Consider the following 17,409-nt stretch of genomic DNA (forward strand, 5'->3'; position numbering starts at 1 on the left):
TTCCACAACGCGTTCGGGCTACTTGCCCGGCACGCGCTTATGCTCTGCCTCTTGTAGCGCCTTTTGCTGAAATGCCGCAGAGAGCGTCCGAACGTCCGAACAGATGCCACCGAGTTGACTTGAGGTCGAAACAGCATCGTAGTCCCGACCGGACGAGTATGCCGGCACCTGCGGGAGTACTGCATCTCGGAACGAAATAAGTTTGGGCCTGAGCGTCTGGCTGTACTTCTCTGCTTCATCGGCATTCACCGAGCTCGTGGGGTCCGCAGGGTTCGTCGAATGGGTCGGCAGACGATCTGCCTGCCGTCCGCTGGTCAGCGAGTCCATCTTCGCCTGATTCCAATCTCGACAAAACCGATTCGCATCCGCGAATGCGTTCGTTATCTGATTTACGAGTTGACTGTTATAGGGTCTCCCGCTCTGGGCTTGATTCTCCTGATATCGCTTCGAGAGCATTTGAATGTCGAACGCATAATTGGCCGCTTGCTGGGCAGAAGCAGGAATGGAAATGTCGGCAATCGGAGCCGCATCTGGAACGAATCGATGCAAGGTCGCGTTGAATGCCGCGAGGCGGGGCGAGTAAATACGGGCAAATTCTTTGGCCTTCTCCTCATCGAGCGTCGCCGAAGAAGAGGAACTGACGCGGCCTTCCAGCGCGGCTCGCCGCTCTGCGGTTCTGGCCTGCATGGCCGCGTGGCTCGCATCGATGCTCAGGCGAGCCCAGTCGGACATCATGTTTGTACACTGAGTCGCCAGTACGTCGCCTTGGTTCAGCAACGCCAAAACTGGCTGAGGCAGGTTCGCCATTGGGTGCAGCGCAGCGTTCAATCCTCCGATATCCTCATGGAGTTGATCGAGCTTGCCATTCACCTCGCTCAGGTCCAGCCGCTCGGCAAGGATACGGTTCATCAGCACCACAAGCTGGTTCGCCTTGGCTGTGGACAGACCGTTGCAGTTGATTGTGACCTGGCTGCTTGTTCCCGTCACAACCGGGCTGCATGTGCCGGTCGTACTCGCCCTGATGTCCTTCTGGGCCACGTCTTTCTGCGCCATGTCCCTCTGCGCCAGGAGAGGATAACAAAGCAGAAGCAGAAGAGGGCCAGGCAGGGGCAAAACTCTGCTCATTTCCTCTTCTTCGCTCTCTGCGCACCCTGATCGTCGCTGTTCCCGATGATGACCACGGCATTGTCTCCTGTCACGACAGGCGAGTTCGCTCCAGTAGCCGAGTTCTTATAAGTGTTGTGGGAACTATTCTCGGTCGTTTGAGATGGGGCCACCGCCGGCGGCGGAGGAACCTGGGTTACCGGAGCCTTGGGAGCGGGATGTTCGTACGTGTACCACAAGAGCGCCGGAGACCCGAGCCCAGCGGCCACTACACCCATCAGCAAGCCAAGCTTGAAGTACCTCCCGCCGAGATGCATGCTGCGCAGAAGGGCAATCAGCGCCCACAGCACGAGGGAAGTTCCGGCCAGGAGATAACCCACCAGGCGGTTCTCGCTCATGAAGAACGTCACACCTCCCGACGTCATCGTCGCAAGCGCACCCACTGCTGTCACGTGATGCTCAAAAGGGAAGGACTTTGTATCTCCAGGCTGAATATCTGATCCCACCATCTGGCCCCTGTATCCGAGGATCGTGCTCCGAAGTTTCGGCTCTCTTCGTGCACTTTATTCCACAGGGATGGTATAACCGCGATCGGGGTTCGCTGGCAAGAAAATCTCCTCCGGCCACGCGGCGCCTCCGGCAGTCGACGGGCCTACGCTAGGTTGTCGCGATCATCCTTAGCGACAGAAGCGCAAATAAAATAGCGATCGCATCCTCGCCGAGCGCCACTGGAAGGTCATTCCCGTGATGATGCGCAAAGAACCGCCGAAACATGAATCCAACGAACGTCCCCGCGGCAGCGCCGATCAGGCTGAGCAGGATCCCCTCGAACTGCGATCCCGCCGCTCCCACGGCGGCAAGCCCTCCCACCAGGGCTCCGAAGAAGAGCCGAGCCAGCAAGGGAACCACGTCCGTCCGGTCCGGAGTCCGCGGAAGCTTATCCCCGATAAGCTCCCCTACGGCCAGCACAGTAAAGATGATCGCCGAGATCAGGTTCGCAGCCCAGAAACCCCAGGTTCCATCGAGCGGGAGTGCTTTGAAGTAGGCGAACCAGCACAGAATTGCCATCGGCGTCATCGTCCTTAGCCCAGTCGCAAAGCCGAGCACAGGAAACGCCAGAAGCCATGTCGTCAGGTTCATCGCCATCCGGGTAAAACTCCTCCGTGAGCCTGCCCCCAACGTTACACCGGGCATTCATCCAAACGCAGAATTTTCGAAAAGGTTGTTGCCGCACAAAACATGTGCGGCTGACCACGTCAGCCGCACATTCCACCACATCCTGCACCACGTTTTAGCGCAGAAATTCGTACAACGGGAAGCTCTCCGCCAGCTCCAGAACCTTCCCGCGCACCTCTTTCAGCTTCGCGGGGTCGTTCCGATGCTCGAGCGCTTCGACGATCCACCCAGCAATGACGCGCATTTCCGCTTCCTTCATCCCACGCGTCGTCAACGCCGGGGTCCCCAGCCGAATGCCGCTCGGCTTCATCGGAGGGTTCGTGTCATACGGAATCGCATTCTTATTCACAGTGATCCCCGCCTCCCCCAGCGCCACCTCCGCCTCGGAGCCCAGGATGCCCTTCGCAAATACGTCCATCAAAAGGAGATGCGTGTCCGTACCACCGGAGATGATGCGATAACCCTCGGCTCCAATCGCCTCCGCCAGCACCTTCGCATTCGCGACAACCTGATGCGCATACACCGAAAACTCAGGCTCCAACGCTTCACGAAAAGCAACGGCCTTCGCTGCGATCACGTGCATCAGGGGCCCCCCCTGCTGTCCGGGAAACACGCTGCGATCGATGCTTGCTGCAAATTCCTGCTTCGTCAGAATCATGCCGCTGCGTGGGCCGCGAAGAGTCTTATGCGTTGTGGTGGTCACAACGTGCGCATGCGGAATAGGCGAGGGGTGCGCTCCTCCAGCTACGAGTCCTGCAAAATGAGCCATGTCCACCATGAGGTAGGCTCCGACCTTCTCGGCAATCTCGCGCATGCGTGGAAAATCGAATTGCCGCGGATAAGCGCTTCCGCCACCGATGATCATCTTCGGCTTCTCGCGCAGCGCCGCCGCCTCAAGTTCATCGTAGTCAACGACTTCCGTGTCTCGACGCACCTGATAGCCCACTACGCGATAAAGCTTGCCAGAGAAGTTCAGCTTGTGGCCGTGGGTAAGGTGTCCGCCATGCGCCAGATCAAGCCCAAGGATCGTGTCGCCAGGTGTCAGGAAACTCATGCAGGCTGCGGCGTTTGCCTGAGATCCCGAGTGCGGCTGCACATTGACGTGCTCCGCTCCGAAGAGGCGCTTCGCACGGTCGCGGGCAAGGTTTTCGACGACATCGGCGAACTCACATCCACCGTAATACCGCTTCCCCGGATACCCCTCGGCGTACTTGTTGGTGAAGACAGTTCCAGCTGCTTCTAGGACGGCGCGGGAGACGAAGTTCTCCGACGCGATCATCTCGAGACCCTCATGCTGGCGGTCAACTTCGTTCGTAATCTGGGCAGCGATCTCCGGATCGGAGGCAGCAAGGGTCGCAGTGAGGTCAATCGGCATAGGGTCCATTTTATGCCGACGTACACGACCTTCCAGCCGTCGCTAAGCGGTTTGTAATGCCAACTTCTTAAAGCTTTGATAGACGAACGATCCGAGGTACCAGCCATCGATGTACTTGTATGGCGTCTCACCGGTTGTGTAGTGTCCGCAGGGAAGAACCTTGGAAATGTAATCAATGTGATATTTCTCGAAGTTTTTCAGGACATCCAGAGAGAATTCCTGAAGAAAAGTGAGATCGTATGTCGCATGCACGACAAGGACGCGCTTCGAAGTTGCGGCAAACTTCTCCATGAACGCCATGGGACTAACTCCTAGAAAGAGCTGCCGAACCTGCTGCTGCGTCAGTCCCGCCTGCTCAAAAGCCGCTCGAATGTGGCGTGTGCTCTGTCCCGTCCAGACAACATCCCCAAACCAGGTGGAAGCATGGTTGAACGCGCAGACTTCAATCCGAGGGTCATGGGCGGCAGCGATAAAGGCGTAGCAGGATCCCAGGCTCGTGCCCAGAACGCCGAACTGTTCGTAGCCCTGCTGCTCGAGCCAGTCGATGCAACTGCGAATGTCCACCACCGCTTGTCGACATGCTGAAAGAGTGCGGCCAATATTGGCCGAAACAGCGTAGTCGGAGCGCTCAAGCTCGGCCGGCCGGCGAATGTCATGATATGGCTTCGAAAGCCGCAAGCAGCTGATCCCAAACTTATTGAAGAGAGTGCAGAGTGCATTGTGAGAGAACGCGTCCGCATTCCACTGGGGCATGACAATCATGGCCTGCTTTGGTTTTCCTGCCTGCTTTTCAGCGGGGGCGGGATACCATCGGGCGTTGACTACGTCATTCTCCGGGTACGGCGTAGTAACGGGTGAGGTGAAGCGAAGGAAGGTGACGGGATCGAGTTCTCCTGCCTCTGCCCGGCGCTTGAAGTCAGCGTCCTGCGCGAGGGTTTCAGGACGAATGTTCGTCGGAAATAACTGGGGATGGCGGTCCTCGAGGCGGAAGTCGATAGGAGTTTCATAGCCGAAGAACTGGTCAGAGCGTGCGACAATCTCCTGATTCGCCACGATCATGCGATCGAGGTCAGCCTTCGTATCTGGAGCAGTGAATCCACTTAGCCAGTCAAATCCCCATTCGAGCGGGCGTACAATACGGTTTGTGTCGCGTGTGGTCAGGGCAGTCTCCCAGGAGACCATCCACTTTGCGTAAAGCTGGGAGAGCATTGGTTCAGTCTACCAAGGGTGAATACCGGGACCGGGTCCGCAGGCGGGTAGGCGAACATAAAGCGAATAATTGCAGCCTCCCTATGAATGACGCACTCGCTTGTAAACATAACCGAATAGGAAACTTAGCTCCTAGTCCCAAGACGGGAAAGAATCGCGCTGATACTGATTTTTCGCGGAGCTATAACCGACGGGCGTTTCCGGGTTCCCCGGGCGGCTTTCGTTTGAGTGTGCTTCCGGAGATCCGCCTGTTGGAAGAGCATGAACGCTGGGTGGATTTGGTGATCCCGAAGAACGTCTGAGCATTGAGAAAAACGAGTTCGGAGCGACATCGACAAGCCAGAAGAGCTTCGCGATGAAGGCGACGAATTCCATAGCAACCCGAGCGAGCCACTCCGACCGCAGAACACTACCGAGGCCCGCCGGGGGAGAACTTTGCCTGGAGAATGAAATGAACTACTTGCGAATCGATCTAAAAGTATGTGAAGGGTGTGGGGCTCTCTGGCTTCGCACGGGTGGAACGGACGGGATCTACTGCCGAGGATGTACGAAAAACATAGCCGAATTTCCTGAGCCAAGGAAGAAACACGCGGGAGGACGCAAGCGAGGGACGGGATGTGCCGGGCGACGTGGAGTTTCCGGACGTTTTGGGGCGAAGGGTGCCGGGTTCGGTGTGTTTGGAGGTGTTCGATGAGCGCGGCGATGGTGGTTCTGCCGCGGGTCTGGGCGTTGGCTAACCCGCTCCATGTCGTTGATAGGAAGGGACCTATCCGGCTCATTCCGGTTGGCGCTCCGGACCAAGAAACGGCAACGGACGATGTCGAGGTTCCGAAGCAGATGGCCTTTTACCGGAAGTACACGGAAGGCATGCTGCGGCGGTATGTGCGGCTCTCGATGGAGGCGGGCAGAGCCCCGTCTTTATTGGGCCGCGAGATGTTTCGCGGACGGGTGACGAACTACGAAGTGCATAGCTTCGAAGATGTCGTAATCTTCGTGCACGACGTGGGGCGTTGTCTGGCAATGATGGACAGCGGTCAGCAATATCTCGTGCGGCGAATCGCTTTGCAGGAGTACACGTTGCTTGAGACGGCTACGATGACAGGCCTCATCCTCAAGACGGTGGCGCGCCGATACACGCGCGCGATCGATCGCTTGACGGAGCTCTTTCTGGAGCGAGATCTTCTCGAGCCCCAAATAGCTTGTCAAGAGGCAGAAAGCGATAATTTCCTGTAAGTGATTCATTTCATGGCGAATATAAATGTTGTCGAGGTGTCCTTTTAGTTTCGGTCAGCTTGATATTCTGTAAAGGCAATAGAGAACTGACCGGAGCGCTGCCTTAGGCGGCTGCTCCCGTTTTTCTTTGCGCGGAGGTTGGATGGAGAAGAAACGGGTTGCGGGGCGGTTCGTGAAGGATGCGGTTGAGGAGAGGTCCGGGCCGGAAAAAAAGTCGGCGGCGGTGGGGGCTCCTCGGCCGCGGTACTGCAGGTCGTGTACGCGGAAGCGGATGGCGGAGGCGCTGCCGCAGATCGTGGAAGCTCTTGTCGACAAGGCGAAGGAGGGGAGCGTTCCGCATACCCAGGCGCTGGCGGAGTTGAGTGGGTTGACTCGGGCGGAGGCTGTGCCGCCGGTGAGGAAGCGGCGGGAGAAAAGCCTGGCTTCGGCATTGCTGGAACAGTTTGGGGAGTAGGCAACAGCAGACGGCTTTTGAGCGGTTTACGTTCCCACTCTCACCGACGGTGAGGCTGTCGGTGAGGATGGGGCACCCGGGCTTGATTCGTCGCGACAACCGCAGAGTGGTGGGTGGGTTGGTCTGCCGGAGGGATTGAGGGAAGGGCCGTTGCGGCTGAGCCGGTCGAACGTGGGCCAGATGGTGTTTGCGGAGCTGGATAGCGAGTTTCGGGTGGTGAGTGCGGCGGATGAGAATGCCGGGCGGGGGTTGACGATTCAGAACCTTCACTGCAGCGAGGTTAGCCGGTGGCCGGGCGACGCGGGGGCTACGCTGGCGGGGTTGCGGGCGGCTCTGGCTCCAGGCGGCGAGATGGTGATCGAGTCGACGCCGAACGGGGCGTATGGGTGCTTCTATGAGGAGTGGAGCCGGGCGGAAGAGTCGGGAATGGTGCGGCATTTTCTACCGTGGTGGTGGGAGAAGGCTTATGTTGCCGAGGAGGCCGGCGCAGGAGTTTGCCGAGGATGCGGAGAGCTGCTTCCGGGCTACGGGCGAGTGCTGCTTCGAGGTGGAGGCGATTGAAGAGAGGCTGGGGCGGATTGGCGATCCCGTCGCGATCAGGCGGGGTGGAGCGCTGCTCGTCTGGCTGCCTCCGGTTGCGGGGAAGGAATATCTGGTCGCGGTCGATACGGCGGGAGGCGGTGCGGGTGGGGACTTTGCGGCAGTGCAGGTGATCGAGATGCAGAGCGGGCTGCAGTGCGCGGAGCTGCGGGAGAGGATTGGAGCATTGGAGCTGGCGCGGGTTTCGGCGGCCCTGGCGCGGGAGTATGGCGGGGCGGTGGTCGCGGTCGAACGGAATAATCATGGGGCCGGGGTGTTGGCTTATCTTGATGCGACCGAGCGGTATGCGAGGGTCTGGGCTGGGCGGGATGGGGTGGCGGGATGGTTGACGACGGCTGGATCGAAGCCGGGAATGGTGAGCCGGATGGGGGCTCTGCTGGTCGAATCGCCGTGGCTGTTCTTCAGCAGGAGACTGCTTGGGGAGTGCAGGACGTTTGTGGCGTTTGAAGGCGGGAGGACGGGGGCGGCGGCGGGAGCGCATGACGACTGCCTGATGGCGATGGCGGTGGGGCAGGCAGCGAGGGCGGAGATGCTGGTTGGGCGCAAGCGATAGGGTTGTATATTTTGAGGCGAGGTGCGCGGCTTGGCGGTGCTTGCGGTGCAGGCGATCGGAAGGATGCGGGGCGGGGCGCAGAGCCAGTTGATGCTGGGGGCGGATGGGCAGTTGTGGGTGGTGAAGTTTCAGAATAATCCGCAGCATCTGCGGGTTCTGGCGAATGAGCTGATCGCGACTCGGATTGGGGCGGCGGCGGGGCTGACGGTGCCGGCGACGGATGTGGTCGAGGTCACGGAGTGGCTGGTGCGGAACTCGGTCGAGATGTATATCGAGTTGGGGAAGGGATTCCAAGAGAGATGCTCGGCGGGACTGCAGTTCGGGAGCCGATTTGTGGGCGGCCTGATGCCGGGGCAGGTGGTGGATTACCTTCCGGAGCCGCAGATGGAAGAGGTGCGGAACCTCGGGGAGTTTGCCGGGATCCTGTGTCTCGACAAGTGGGCTGGGAACTGCAATGGGCGGCAGGCGGTGTTTGAGCGGAAGGCGCGGGAGAAGAGGTATCGGGCTACCTTTGTTGATCAGGGCTTCTGTTTCAACGCGGGGGAGTGGACGTTTCCGGATTCGCCTCTGCGTGGAGTGTTCGCACGGAACACGGTGTACCGGAGCGTGACTGGTTGGGAGAGCTTCGAGCCGTGGCTGAGCCGGATCGAGGAGATGGGGCCGGAGGTGCTGTGGGAGATTGCGGAGGCCGTTCCGCCCGAGTGGTACGGAGGGAATCTCTCGACGATCGAGCGACTGATGGAGACGATGCTTGTTCGGCGTGGACGGGTGCGGGAGTTGATTGGGTCGTTTCGGGATTCAAATCGGGAGCCGTTCCCGCACTGGGCGAAGAACGGGCGGGTTCTGGTGCCGCGACAGTTCGAGGATGTGCCTGGATTGGGCAAGCTTGTGATGTAGGGCGATGGTGCGCGGATTGCAGTCGATTGGTTGAGAGGTGGATGTGGCGGAGAGGGTGCCGTGTGAGTTCTTCCTGATCCGGTATGTGCCGGATGTGGTGAAGGGCGAATTCGCGAATATCGGCGTGGTGCTGCGCGAGGCCGCGGGCGATGGCGGTGCCGTCGTGCGGTTTACGCGGGACTGGTCGCGGGTTCGGTGCATGGACGCGGACGCGGACATTGCGCTTCTGGAGGCTTTAGAGGGCGAGATTGGGGCGAGGCTGCGGATGGGTGTGAGTGCGCGGGACCCGAAGGCGGTGATGGATGTGCTTGAGGATTCGCTCTCGAACTCGGTGCAGATGAGTGCGGTGGGGGCTTGCCTGGCGGAGAACTTTGCGACTGAGATCGAGCTTCTGATGAAGATGTACGTCGAGCCGCTGAAGGCTCCGGCGCGGGTGAGGACGAAGACGGGGCGGGCGGCGATCGCCGGGGCTATGCGGACGGAGTTCGAGCGGGCAGGAGTCTGGGGGCTTATGCGGAAGCGGATCGCGGCGAGCATGTATACGGGGGCCGGGGATCCGATGAAGATCGATTGCGGGTATCGGCCGAACGGGGTTATCCGCATGTTTCAGGCGGTGTCGCTCGACGGAGATGTCGAAGGGGCGAAGGGGTTGGCTTATTCGGCGGCAGGACTGCGGGATGGGGTTACGCGGGTGGAAGGGGCAACGCTCGAGTTGACGGCTGTAGTCGAGCCTCTGCGGGAGGTCTCCGATCTGGAGGACGAGGCGATGGAGCGGTATCGGTTCGGCGTCGATGCGATGGAGCGCGAGGCGATTCGAGTGGTTACCTTGAACGACCTGGTGCGGGTGGCGCAGACGGCGCGGGTTGAGTTGAAGGTGTAAGGCGTTAGGCGGGTGGGTTTGGATGCGGGCGGAGCCACTGGCTCTGCCCTTTCTTTTTGTGGCGAGCGACGGCTTTAAGGGGGTGCGGTTTGGGTTTGAGGGATGCGGTTCAGGGTGTCTGGCAGAGGCTGGCCGGAGGGCGGACGGTGGAGACGATTCAAGGGGAGAGCGGGGCGAGGAAGACGGCGATGCTGCCCTCGATCCTCTCGCCCTACGGCGGGCGAACGGGACAGACGGTGATGAAGCCGACCCCGGCCAACCTCCGGCGGTTCGCGGAGACGCCGGTAGCGCGTCGGGCGATCAATGTGGTGAAGGACAAGATCGCGTGCATGGACTGGCAGGTGAGGGTTCGGCGCGGATACAACGGGACCAAGGTTCCGTATGCGGCGGCGAAGCTTGCGGCTCTGCGGCTTGCGCTCGAGGAACCGAACCAGGCAGACAGCTTCCGCACGCTCTTCGAGCAGGTGCTCGAGGATACGCTCGTGGGAGGCTTCGGCGCCGTCGAGATGGAGCTGACCGGGGACCGTTCCCGACCGTTCCGGCTTTGGGCAGTCGACGGAGCGACAATCCGGATCGATGAGACGTGGGACGGTGATCCGGCGAAGCCTCGGTATGGGCAGGCCACCGGCAAGCCGGGGAAAGACGCGCTTGTTCCCCTGCTCGACGACGAGTTGATGTATGTGCGTTTAAATCCTCGGTCGCATACGGCGTTTGGGTTGGGTCGTCTGGAGGTCGCGTTCGAGACGGTGAACCAGTTCCTGAGTGCGGGGCGCTACGCGGGGAGGCTGGCCTCGAACTCGGTGGTGCAGTATGCGCTTTGGCTGAACGAGACCACGCCGGAGCAGCACGAGAGGCTGATCCACTGGTGGCAGGACGAGATCGAAGGCACGGGCAAGGTGCCGATCCTGAGCTGCGAGCAGAAGCCCGAAGTGCTGCGGTTCGCGGGAGGTACGGATGCGGACCTGCATCTGCAGTGGCAGGAGTTTCTGCTGCGGATGATCGCCAACGCGTTCGAGCTTCCGCCGATGTTCCTCGGCTTGGAACTGGATGTGAACAAGGCGTCCGCCGGCGAGCTTGCGGATGAGGCATTTCAGAGTGCAGTGGTGCCGGTTGCGAAGCTTCTCGCCGAGCACATCACGCGGGATCTGTTTGCCAAGCGGCTTGGCTGGCGCGAGTTTGAGTTCGTCTTCAACGATCTCGAGGCGAGAGATCCGATGGAAGAACTTTCGGTGCAGACGCAGCTTCTGCAGGCCGGCGTGCTGACGGTGGCGGAAGTCCGAGCGATGCGTGGTTTGCCGCCCATGACCGAGGCGATGCATGGGGCAGGCGAGGGCACCGGAAGCGAGGTGACGCCTTGAAGGTCACGATCGACAACCTCGACGGGCGGGGACCGGTGGATTACAGCGGGGCGCTGTGGCCAGGAGCACCGTTGCGCGTGGACAGGACACTGAACGCGCCTTCCCGGTGTGTGGGGACGTTTATCCTTCCCGAGGGTCTGGCTGTTCCGATCCGGCGCGGTCGCGTGGTGGTTTCGAATGAAGCCGGCATGGTGCTGTTTACCGGCTACCTGGCGACCGAGCCGGTCGCGGTCTACGGAGGGATGGGAACGCAGGGAGCGGTCTATCGCTATATGGTCGACGCGGTCAGCGACGAGTGGCTTCTGGACAAGCTGACGGTTCCGGCGAGCGGGAGCGGCTTCGGGGTGGCCGGAGGCCTGGTATTGCGCGGGCTGACTCAGGGTGTCGGTGGGGGTGCCATCTCGACTGCGGGCGTCGCGGATGGGAGGAGCATCGGCGTGTTCCAACCGGTGTCCACGGCTGCCTGGTCGATCAACGCCGGGGCGCTGGCGGGAGCGGCTTATGGGGCGTACAGCGTTCTGGGCGGGGCACTCGCGTTCGCTCCGGTGGGCTCCGTCGTCCATGCGCTGGGCGACGGGGATGGCATGACTTCGCCGTCCGGTCTCTCGGCGGGTGCGGTGAAGGATCTAGCGAACGACGTAACGGTTTCGGGCGCGATGGAACCCACGACGTATGTGACGGAGATGTTTGCGGGTGATGGAACGACTGCCGTGTTTGTCCTTAGCGACGCCCCGCTTGGAGTCTCTTCGGCGCGAGCGAAACTGGTGACGGACAACTTCGAGGAGAGCGTCTTCGATCCGGCGGTTTGGCAGGTAAACGACCCGGGGTCGCACCTTAGCTTCGGCGCAGGCGGATTGACCATGACCGGCGGCAACGGGTTTGACGGGCAGACAACGCTGACCGCGGTCCAGGAGATCGAGATGGGTGGGTCGCTTCTGCTTGAGGCGGGAGCGGTTGTGCTGGCGACGGCGAGCGACGGCATTCTGTGCGGGCTGTACTCGGGAACCGTGGTTCAAGCGAACTGCTTTGTGGGATACAACGTGCGACAGAGCAGCGGGACGACGCTGGTGACTCCGCTGTTGAATGGGGTTGAGGCAGGCACGAGTTACACCGCATTGGATGGGCATCGTTACACGCTTCGCATTCGATTGCACTGCGCGGAGATGCAGCGGGTGAAGCAGACCTACTATGCGCGGGTCGAGGGCGTGGTGGAGGGCTTCGGCGGGGGTTACGTGGCCGCTCCCATGTCGGTGTGCTTCGAGGTCATTGATCTCGGGGCCAGCTCGAACACACCGGCGACGGTGCTATACGACACAGCTGTGGCGGGTGTCATTGCAAGTTCGCCGGTGCGCTGCATCTTCTGCGCGGTGGACTCTGTACAGATATTCGGGTCGATGGGGTACTGCCGGGTGACACAGACGGGGTCGGCGTGGGTGACGAGCACGCTGTCTTCCGGCGTGGCGTTCACGCGGCTGATCGGCGTAGCTGGCGAGGGTGTGGACTGCGAGGTGCAGAACGCGAACGGCACGGCCAAGGTGACGTTCTATGCAGGACGGATTCCGGTGGCCGGCGAGACGGTTGCGGTCAACTACAGGCGCAGCAACCGGGCGATCGCGAGGCTGGAAGATGCGGCCAGCGTTGCGGTCGAAGCGGCCGGAGGCGCGAACGGAACGGCACGGTGGCTTGGGCGTGTGGTGACGCCGGAGGCACGAAGTTCGGAGGACTGCGAGAGCGCGGCGATGGCGGTGCTGAGCTTTTCGACGGCGCGGTCCGCCGCACTGAGCGGGAGCTACGCGGCGGAGGTGTGCTCCGCATTTGGGGTAGAACCGTTCGCGAACAGCGATGTGTGGCCCGGAGACGTGCTTGCTCTTACGGCGAATGGAGCGGAGATGCAGGTGATCGTGCGTCAGGTCGGGATCGAGGATGGGGGCGCGGCTCCGGAGGTGCTGCGATACAAGATTGGCTTCGCGAACGACTGGGCAGAAGGGATGGGCATCAAGCTTTCCGAGGCGATCGCCGATGATGTCGCGCTGCCGGAGACGGCGGCGACAGGGCCGTCGCAGGTGCTGGGGAATCTATTGCAGATGACGGTGGTCTCGGCAACCGGGAGTGCGCTGCAAATCGACTCCGGAACGGTTGCGCCTGCCGGGGGCGGCTTCGAGGTGAGGCGGCGGGATGGTGGGTTCGGGCCCGGGCCGGGGCCGGACCTTGTGCTGCGAAGAACGGTGCGGAGCTTCTCGATCCCGCGCGTGTCCTCGGGCGAGCGGTACTTCGTACGAATGTACGACGCGAGTACACCGCCTCTTTACTCGCGGTGGTCGAGCGCGGTGTTCTGCAACCTGCCGGTGGATTAGGGAGAGATCATGACTGAATTTGAGGCAACGGTCTTAAGGGACCTGGGCGTCTTGAAGAGCCAGATGGAACAGGTGATGGGGATCGGCCAGCCGGGGAGGCTGAATCATCTCGAGGACCGCGTGGGGCAGCATGAGCAGAGTGTGCAGAGGCTGAAGGGTGTCGTTGGGGGATTCGGGGGCCTGTTGACAGCGGTACATGTGCTGATTGCCTACCTAGGGGAACGGCATAAGTAGGCGCCCTGCTGGCGGCCGGTTCTCGGGCTGAGCGCTCGTATAATCGGGGGATGAGCGCCGAGCCGTTAGTGGGTGTCGTGATGGGGAGTAAGAGTGATTACTCGGTAATGCGGGGTGCGGTGGAGATGCTGCGGGAGTTCGGCGTGCCCCACGAGGTGCGCGTGGTGAGCGCGCATCGGACGCCGGATCTTCTCTTCGAGTACGCCGAAGCCGCTGCCGGGCGTGGTTTGAGGGTGATCGTCGCAGGGGCGGGCGGCGCGGCGCATCTGCCGGGCATGATGGCGGCGAAGACAGTGGTTCCGGTGCTTGGCGTCCCGATCGCGGCAACGGCGCTGCAGGGATTTGATGCCATGCTCTCGATCGCGCAGATGCCCAAGGGCGTGCCGGTCGGGACGATGGCGATTGGCGCGGCGGGCGCAGCGAATGCCGGTCTGCTTGCGATTGCCATGCTTGGCACCACCGATGCCGCGTTGCAGGAGAAGCTCGTGGCCTGGCGGGCAGCGCGGCGGGACGAGGTGTTGGCGCAGGTTGTTGGCGATGAGGTTTCAGCGTGAGCACACGGTCTATAGAGGCTAGGCCGATCCTGCCGGGAGCAACGATCGGGATTCTTGGGGGCGGGCAGCTTGGGCGCATGATCGCCATGGCGGCACGGGGAATGGGATACAGGATTCTTGTGCTCGATCCGGATCCGGGGTGCCCGGCCCGGTTTGTGGTGGATGGATGCATTGAGGCGGGTTGGGATGACAGCCGAGGTGCGGCAAATCTTGCGCGTGGATGCGATGTCGTGACACTCGAGATCGAGCAAATTTCCGAACGCAGCATGGAAGCCGCGGCGAGCTTTTGCCCGGTGCGTCCGGGTGGGGCGATGCTTGCCGTGATCCAGGACCGCATCGAGCAGAAGGACTGGCTGCGAAAGCATGGTTTTCCGGTTGGACCGTACCGGGCGGTGCGGGCACTGGATGACGTGCGCTCAGCGATCAACGAGCTTGGTGGGAGATGCTTCTGCAAGAGCGCGCAAGGTGGATATGACGGGCGCGGGCAAGGGCGCGTCGGGTTTGGGCCGGAGGCTGGGACGGAAGCCGAAGTAAGAGGCGCGTGGGAGGCGCTTGGCGAAGGCGCAGGTGTGGTCGAGCAGGCGGTGGACCTTGAGCGTGAGATCAGCGTGATGGTGGCACGGAGTCCCAGAGGCGAAGTGAAGGTATACCCGGCGGCGTGGAATCATCATGAGCATCAGATTCTGAGCTGGAGCGTGATCCCGGCGGCTATTCCGGAATCGTTGGAATCGGAAGCGCGCAGGATCGCTGAGGAGATTGCCGATACGTTTCAACTCGAGGGTCTGCTCGCCGTCGAGATGTTCGTAACGACCGGGGGCAAGCTCCTGGTGAACGAGTTGGCGCCGCGTCCGCATAACAGCTACCACCAAAGCGAACGTGCGTGCGTGACGAGTCAGTTCGAGCAGGCGGTGAGGGCGGTCTGCGATCTTCCGCTTGGGGATGTCGATCTGGTGCAGCCGGCAGCGATCGCGAACCTGCTTGGGGACCACTGGATTGGCGAGGATGGCTCGGCGGTGGAACCGCGGTTCGACCGCGCGTTGGCAGTGCCCGGAGTGAGGCTGCATCTGTATGAGAAACTCAAGCCGCGCAAAGCTCGTAAGATGGGGCACCTAAGCGCCGTGGGGACGACGGTGAAGCAGGCGGTGGAGCGTGTCCTCGCGGCCAAGGCGGCCCTGTAGTTGGCGGCGGCGCATCCAACCTGCATGAATCAGACGGTGGCGCTCGACGCGCCGGTGAGATTGAAGTCCTACGAGGGTCCATGGAAGGGCCAGTTGCTGCTCGCCTGCGGGAAGTGTCAGCGGAAGCTGAAGAAGGACGAGTTCGGGGACGAGCATGGGCTCGGGAAGCTGAAGAAGGCGCTCAGGCAGAGATCGAGGCGGGATGAGGCCGGATTGCAGTTGCTGGTGATCAGGACCCAGTGTCTAAGTGTGTGTCCGAAGCGTGGGGTCGCGGTTTGCACCCAGGCGCAGGTCGGGACTGGGCGTTGTACGATCGTGCGAACTGGCGAGGATGTGGATGCGCTCTATGCGGAGTGCAAGGCGGATGAGAGGTCCGAGGCTCTCGCTCTCGCTGCCTTTGGCTCGCCCGGGCTTGGAGATCGCAAAAAGAAACGGCAGACTCGTTAGAGCCTGCCGCTGTTTTGTGCGATCAAAGGTTGGTTAGCCGATGTCTTCGGACCAGTTCTCGAGATAAGCCTTGAAATCCGACATAAATTTGCCGGCGTCCGCGCCATCGACGATGCGGTGATCGAAGCCGAGGGTGAAGCGCTGGACCGAGCGGATGGCGATGGTGTCCTGGCCATCCTTGTCGGTGAGGACGAGGGCTTCCTTGTTGAGTCCGCCTACGCCGAGAATTGCGGCCTGGGGCTGGTTGATGATCGGAGTGCCGAACTGCTCGCCGAAGATGCCGGCGTTGGTGATGGTGAAGGTTCCGCCGGAGACTTCGTCGGGCGCGAGCTTCTTCGAGCGGGCGCGGTCGGCGAGGTCGATGATCGAGCGCGTGATGCCAAGGAAGTTCTTCTCCTCGCAGCCCTTGATGACCGGGACGATGAGCCCCCAGTCAAGCGCTACGGCGATTCCGATGTTGATGTTCCGGTTGTAGAGGATGGCGTCGCCCTGGATTGCGGCGTTGACCACCGGGTGCTTGCGGAGTGCCTGCACGGCGGCGCGCGTGATGAACGGCATGTAGGTCAGCTTGGCACCGTTGCGCTGCTCGTACTTGTTCTTTTCGCGCTCCCGGAGCTTCACGATGCGGGTCATGTCCACCTTGAAGATGGTGTGGACGTGAGGGCTGGTCTGTTTGGACTCGACCATGCGCTTGGCGATGATGGAGCGCATCTTGGTCATCGGAACGAGTTCGCCGGGTTGCGGGGCTGGTGCGGCGGCCTTGACTGGGGCAGTGGTCGCCGGAGCGGACTGGACCGCCGAAACGCTTGGCTGGGCGTTCGGAGCAGGCTTCGCTCCGCCTTCGAGATGGCCGACGATGTCCGCCTTGGTGATGCGGCCGGAGGCTCCGGTTCCAGACAGTTGCGCGAGATTGACATTGTTGTCGCTGGCGATCTTGCGGACGAGCGGCGAGGATACGATGCGTCCCCCCTCGGAAGCCTGTGCGTTGGTCGGCGCAGCGGCGGGGGCAGCAGCCGGGGTTGCGGGCTTCGCGGGAGCAACGGCAGGCTTTGCGGCCCCTCCGCCGATCACAGCGACGACGGTGTTGATCTGGACCGTGGTGCCTTCGGCGACCTTGATCTCGGTGAGCTTGCCGGCAACGGGAGACGGGATCTCGGCGTCGACCTTATCGGTTGAGATCTCGAAGATGGGCTCGTCGCGCTGGACGGAGTCGCCGACCTTCTTCAGCCACTTGGTGATGGTGCCCTCGGTGATGGACTCGCCCATCTGGGGCATCAGGACCTCGGTTCCCGGAGCCTCGGTTGCCGAGGGCTGTACGGCGGAGTTCTCTGGCGGGTTCTCATTCGCCGAAGGGAGATCCACGGCGGCCGGGGTGGAAGAGTCGATCGCGGGGGTGGCGGCTGTCTCGGCGGATGCGGGCGGAGCGGACGCGGAACCGGCCTCGTCGATGCTGCAGACGACGGTGTTGATCGTGACGGTGGTGCCTTCGGTGATCTTGATCTCTTTCAGAACACCGGCGGCAGGAGACGGAATCTCGGCGTCAACCTTATCGGTCGAAATCTCGAACAGAGGTTCATCGCGCTGGACGGCTTCGCCGACCTTCTTCAGCCACTTGGTGATGGTGCCTTCGGTGATGGATTCGCCCATCTGGGGCATGACTACGTCGGTCGGCATCGGGATCCTTTGAGGTGCGTTTGGCGTCCGGGCGGTCATGCGACCGCTTGCGGCGCGACATGGAGATTATAGTGCTGGGGCGTAAGCGGTGTCGTGAGAACGGCCCTTGCGCGTTCTATTAGCGGACAG

At 61.7% G+C, this 17,409-nt stretch carries 18 protein-coding genes; 12 read left to right on the forward strand and 6 right to left on the reverse strand.

The genetic code is table 11. The features are described from left to right. Window positions 1-18 precede the first annotated feature (18 nt). The 5 genes from GRAN_RS08500 to GRAN_RS08520 form a co-directional block, all read right to left on the reverse strand. Complete coding sequence (locus GRAN_RS08500) at window positions 19-918, reverse strand: hypothetical protein (RefSeq protein ID WP_128912472.1); 900 nt, start codon at window positions 916-918, stop codon at window positions 19-21. A 203-nt stretch (window positions 919-1,121) separates the two neighbouring features. Continuing rightward, the gene (locus GRAN_RS08505) at window positions 1,122-1,556 is read right to left on the reverse strand and encodes a hypothetical protein (RefSeq protein ID WP_128912473.1); all 435 of its coding nucleotides are present in this window, start codon (window positions 1,554-1,556) and stop codon (window positions 1,122-1,124) included. A gap of 205 nt (window positions 1,557-1,761) precedes the next feature. Continuing rightward, a complete protein-coding gene (locus GRAN_RS08510; RefSeq protein WP_161570898.1) occupies window positions 1,762-2,250 on the reverse strand; it encodes a DUF4126 family protein in 489 nt (162 codons plus the stop codon). A gap of 145 nt (window positions 2,251-2,395) precedes the next feature. Next, the gene (gene glyA / locus GRAN_RS08515; RefSeq protein WP_128912475.1) at window positions 2,396-3,655 is read right to left on the reverse strand and encodes a serine hydroxymethyltransferase; all 1,260 of its coding nucleotides are present in this window, start codon (window positions 3,653-3,655) and stop codon (window positions 2,396-2,398) included. Between the two features lie 42 nt (window positions 3,656-3,697). After that, window positions 3,698-4,864: an alpha/beta hydrolase family protein gene (locus tag GRAN_RS08520; protein WP_128912476.1), complete on the reverse strand. Its 1,167-nt coding sequence runs from the start codon at window positions 4,862-4,864 to the stop codon at window positions 3,698-3,700. A gap of 690 nt (window positions 4,865-5,554) precedes the next feature. Here GRAN_RS08520 and GRAN_RS08525 point away from each other — a divergent pair. From GRAN_RS08525 to GRAN_RS08575, 12 genes are all read left to right on the forward strand, one after another. Further along, window positions 5,555-6,097 carry a hypothetical protein gene (locus GRAN_RS08525; RefSeq protein WP_128912477.1) on the forward strand — a complete coding sequence of 181 codons (543 nt, stop codon included), beginning with the start codon at window positions 5,555-5,557 and terminating at the stop codon, window positions 6,095-6,097. Between the two features lie 142 nt (window positions 6,098-6,239). After that, complete coding sequence (locus GRAN_RS08530) at window positions 6,240-6,551, forward strand: hypothetical protein (RefSeq protein ID WP_128912478.1); 312 nt, start codon at window positions 6,240-6,242, stop codon at window positions 6,549-6,551. Between the two features lie 135 nt (window positions 6,552-6,686). Then, complete coding sequence (locus GRAN_RS25775) at window positions 6,687-7,112, forward strand: hypothetical protein (RefSeq protein WP_192897981.1); 426 nt, start codon at window positions 6,687-6,689, stop codon at window positions 7,110-7,112. Beyond that, entirely contained in the window at window positions 7,018-7,704 is a 687-nt protein-coding gene (locus tag GRAN_RS08535; protein WP_192897982.1) for a hypothetical protein, read from the forward strand. The genes GRAN_RS25775 and GRAN_RS08535 overlap by 95 nt, the downstream gene beginning before the upstream one ends. 21 nt (window positions 7,705-7,725) lie before the next feature. Then, entirely contained in the window at window positions 7,726-8,601 is an 876-nt protein-coding gene (locus GRAN_RS08540; protein ID WP_338323420.1) for a HipA family kinase, read from the forward strand. A gap of 43 nt (window positions 8,602-8,644) precedes the next feature. Then, a complete protein-coding gene (locus tag GRAN_RS08545) occupies window positions 8,645-9,481 on the forward strand; it encodes a DUF3037 domain-containing protein (protein ID WP_128912479.1) in 837 nt (278 codons plus the stop codon). A gap of 89 nt (window positions 9,482-9,570) precedes the next feature. Next, window positions 9,571-10,839, forward strand: coding sequence for a phage portal protein (locus GRAN_RS08550; protein ID WP_128912480.1), 1,269 nt, complete (start codon window positions 9,571-9,573; stop codon window positions 10,837-10,839). Continuing rightward, window positions 10,836-13,193: a hypothetical protein gene (locus tag GRAN_RS08555; RefSeq protein WP_128912481.1), complete on the forward strand. Its 2,358-nt coding sequence runs from the start codon at window positions 10,836-10,838 to the stop codon at window positions 13,191-13,193. The genes GRAN_RS08550 and GRAN_RS08555 overlap by 4 nt, the downstream gene beginning before the upstream one ends. Before the next feature lie 9 nt (window positions 13,194-13,202). Next, window positions 13,203-13,427: a hypothetical protein gene (locus tag GRAN_RS08560; RefSeq protein WP_128912482.1), complete on the forward strand. Its 225-nt coding sequence runs from the start codon at window positions 13,203-13,205 to the stop codon at window positions 13,425-13,427. A 50-nt stretch (window positions 13,428-13,477) separates the two neighbouring features. After that, a complete protein-coding gene (gene purE, locus GRAN_RS08565) occupies window positions 13,478-13,981 on the forward strand; it encodes a 5-(carboxyamino)imidazole ribonucleotide mutase (RefSeq protein ID WP_128912483.1) in 504 nt (167 codons plus the stop codon). Next, window positions 13,978-15,159 (forward strand): 5-(carboxyamino)imidazole ribonucleotide synthase, encoded by a 1,182-nt coding sequence (gene purK / locus GRAN_RS08570; RefSeq protein ID WP_206662722.1) that lies wholly within the window; start codon window positions 13,978-13,980, stop codon window positions 15,157-15,159. Before purE ends, purK begins: the two co-directional genes overlap by 4 nt. Before the next feature lie 24 nt (window positions 15,160-15,183). Continuing rightward, window positions 15,184-15,606: a hypothetical protein gene (locus GRAN_RS08575; protein WP_128912484.1), complete on the forward strand. Its 423-nt coding sequence runs from the start codon at window positions 15,184-15,186 to the stop codon at window positions 15,604-15,606. A 33-nt stretch (window positions 15,607-15,639) separates the two neighbouring features. Here GRAN_RS08575 and GRAN_RS08580 read toward each other — a convergent pair whose 3' ends face one another. Beyond that, a complete protein-coding gene (locus GRAN_RS08580) occupies window positions 15,640-17,280 on the reverse strand; it encodes a 2-oxo acid dehydrogenase subunit E2 (RefSeq protein ID WP_128912485.1) in 1,641 nt (546 codons plus the stop codon). Window positions 17,281-17,409: the final 129 nt, after the last annotated feature.

The organism is Granulicella sibirica, assembly GCF_004115155.1.
Classification (GTDB): Bacteria; Acidobacteriota; Terriglobia; order Terriglobales; family Acidobacteriaceae; genus Edaphobacter; species Edaphobacter sibiricus.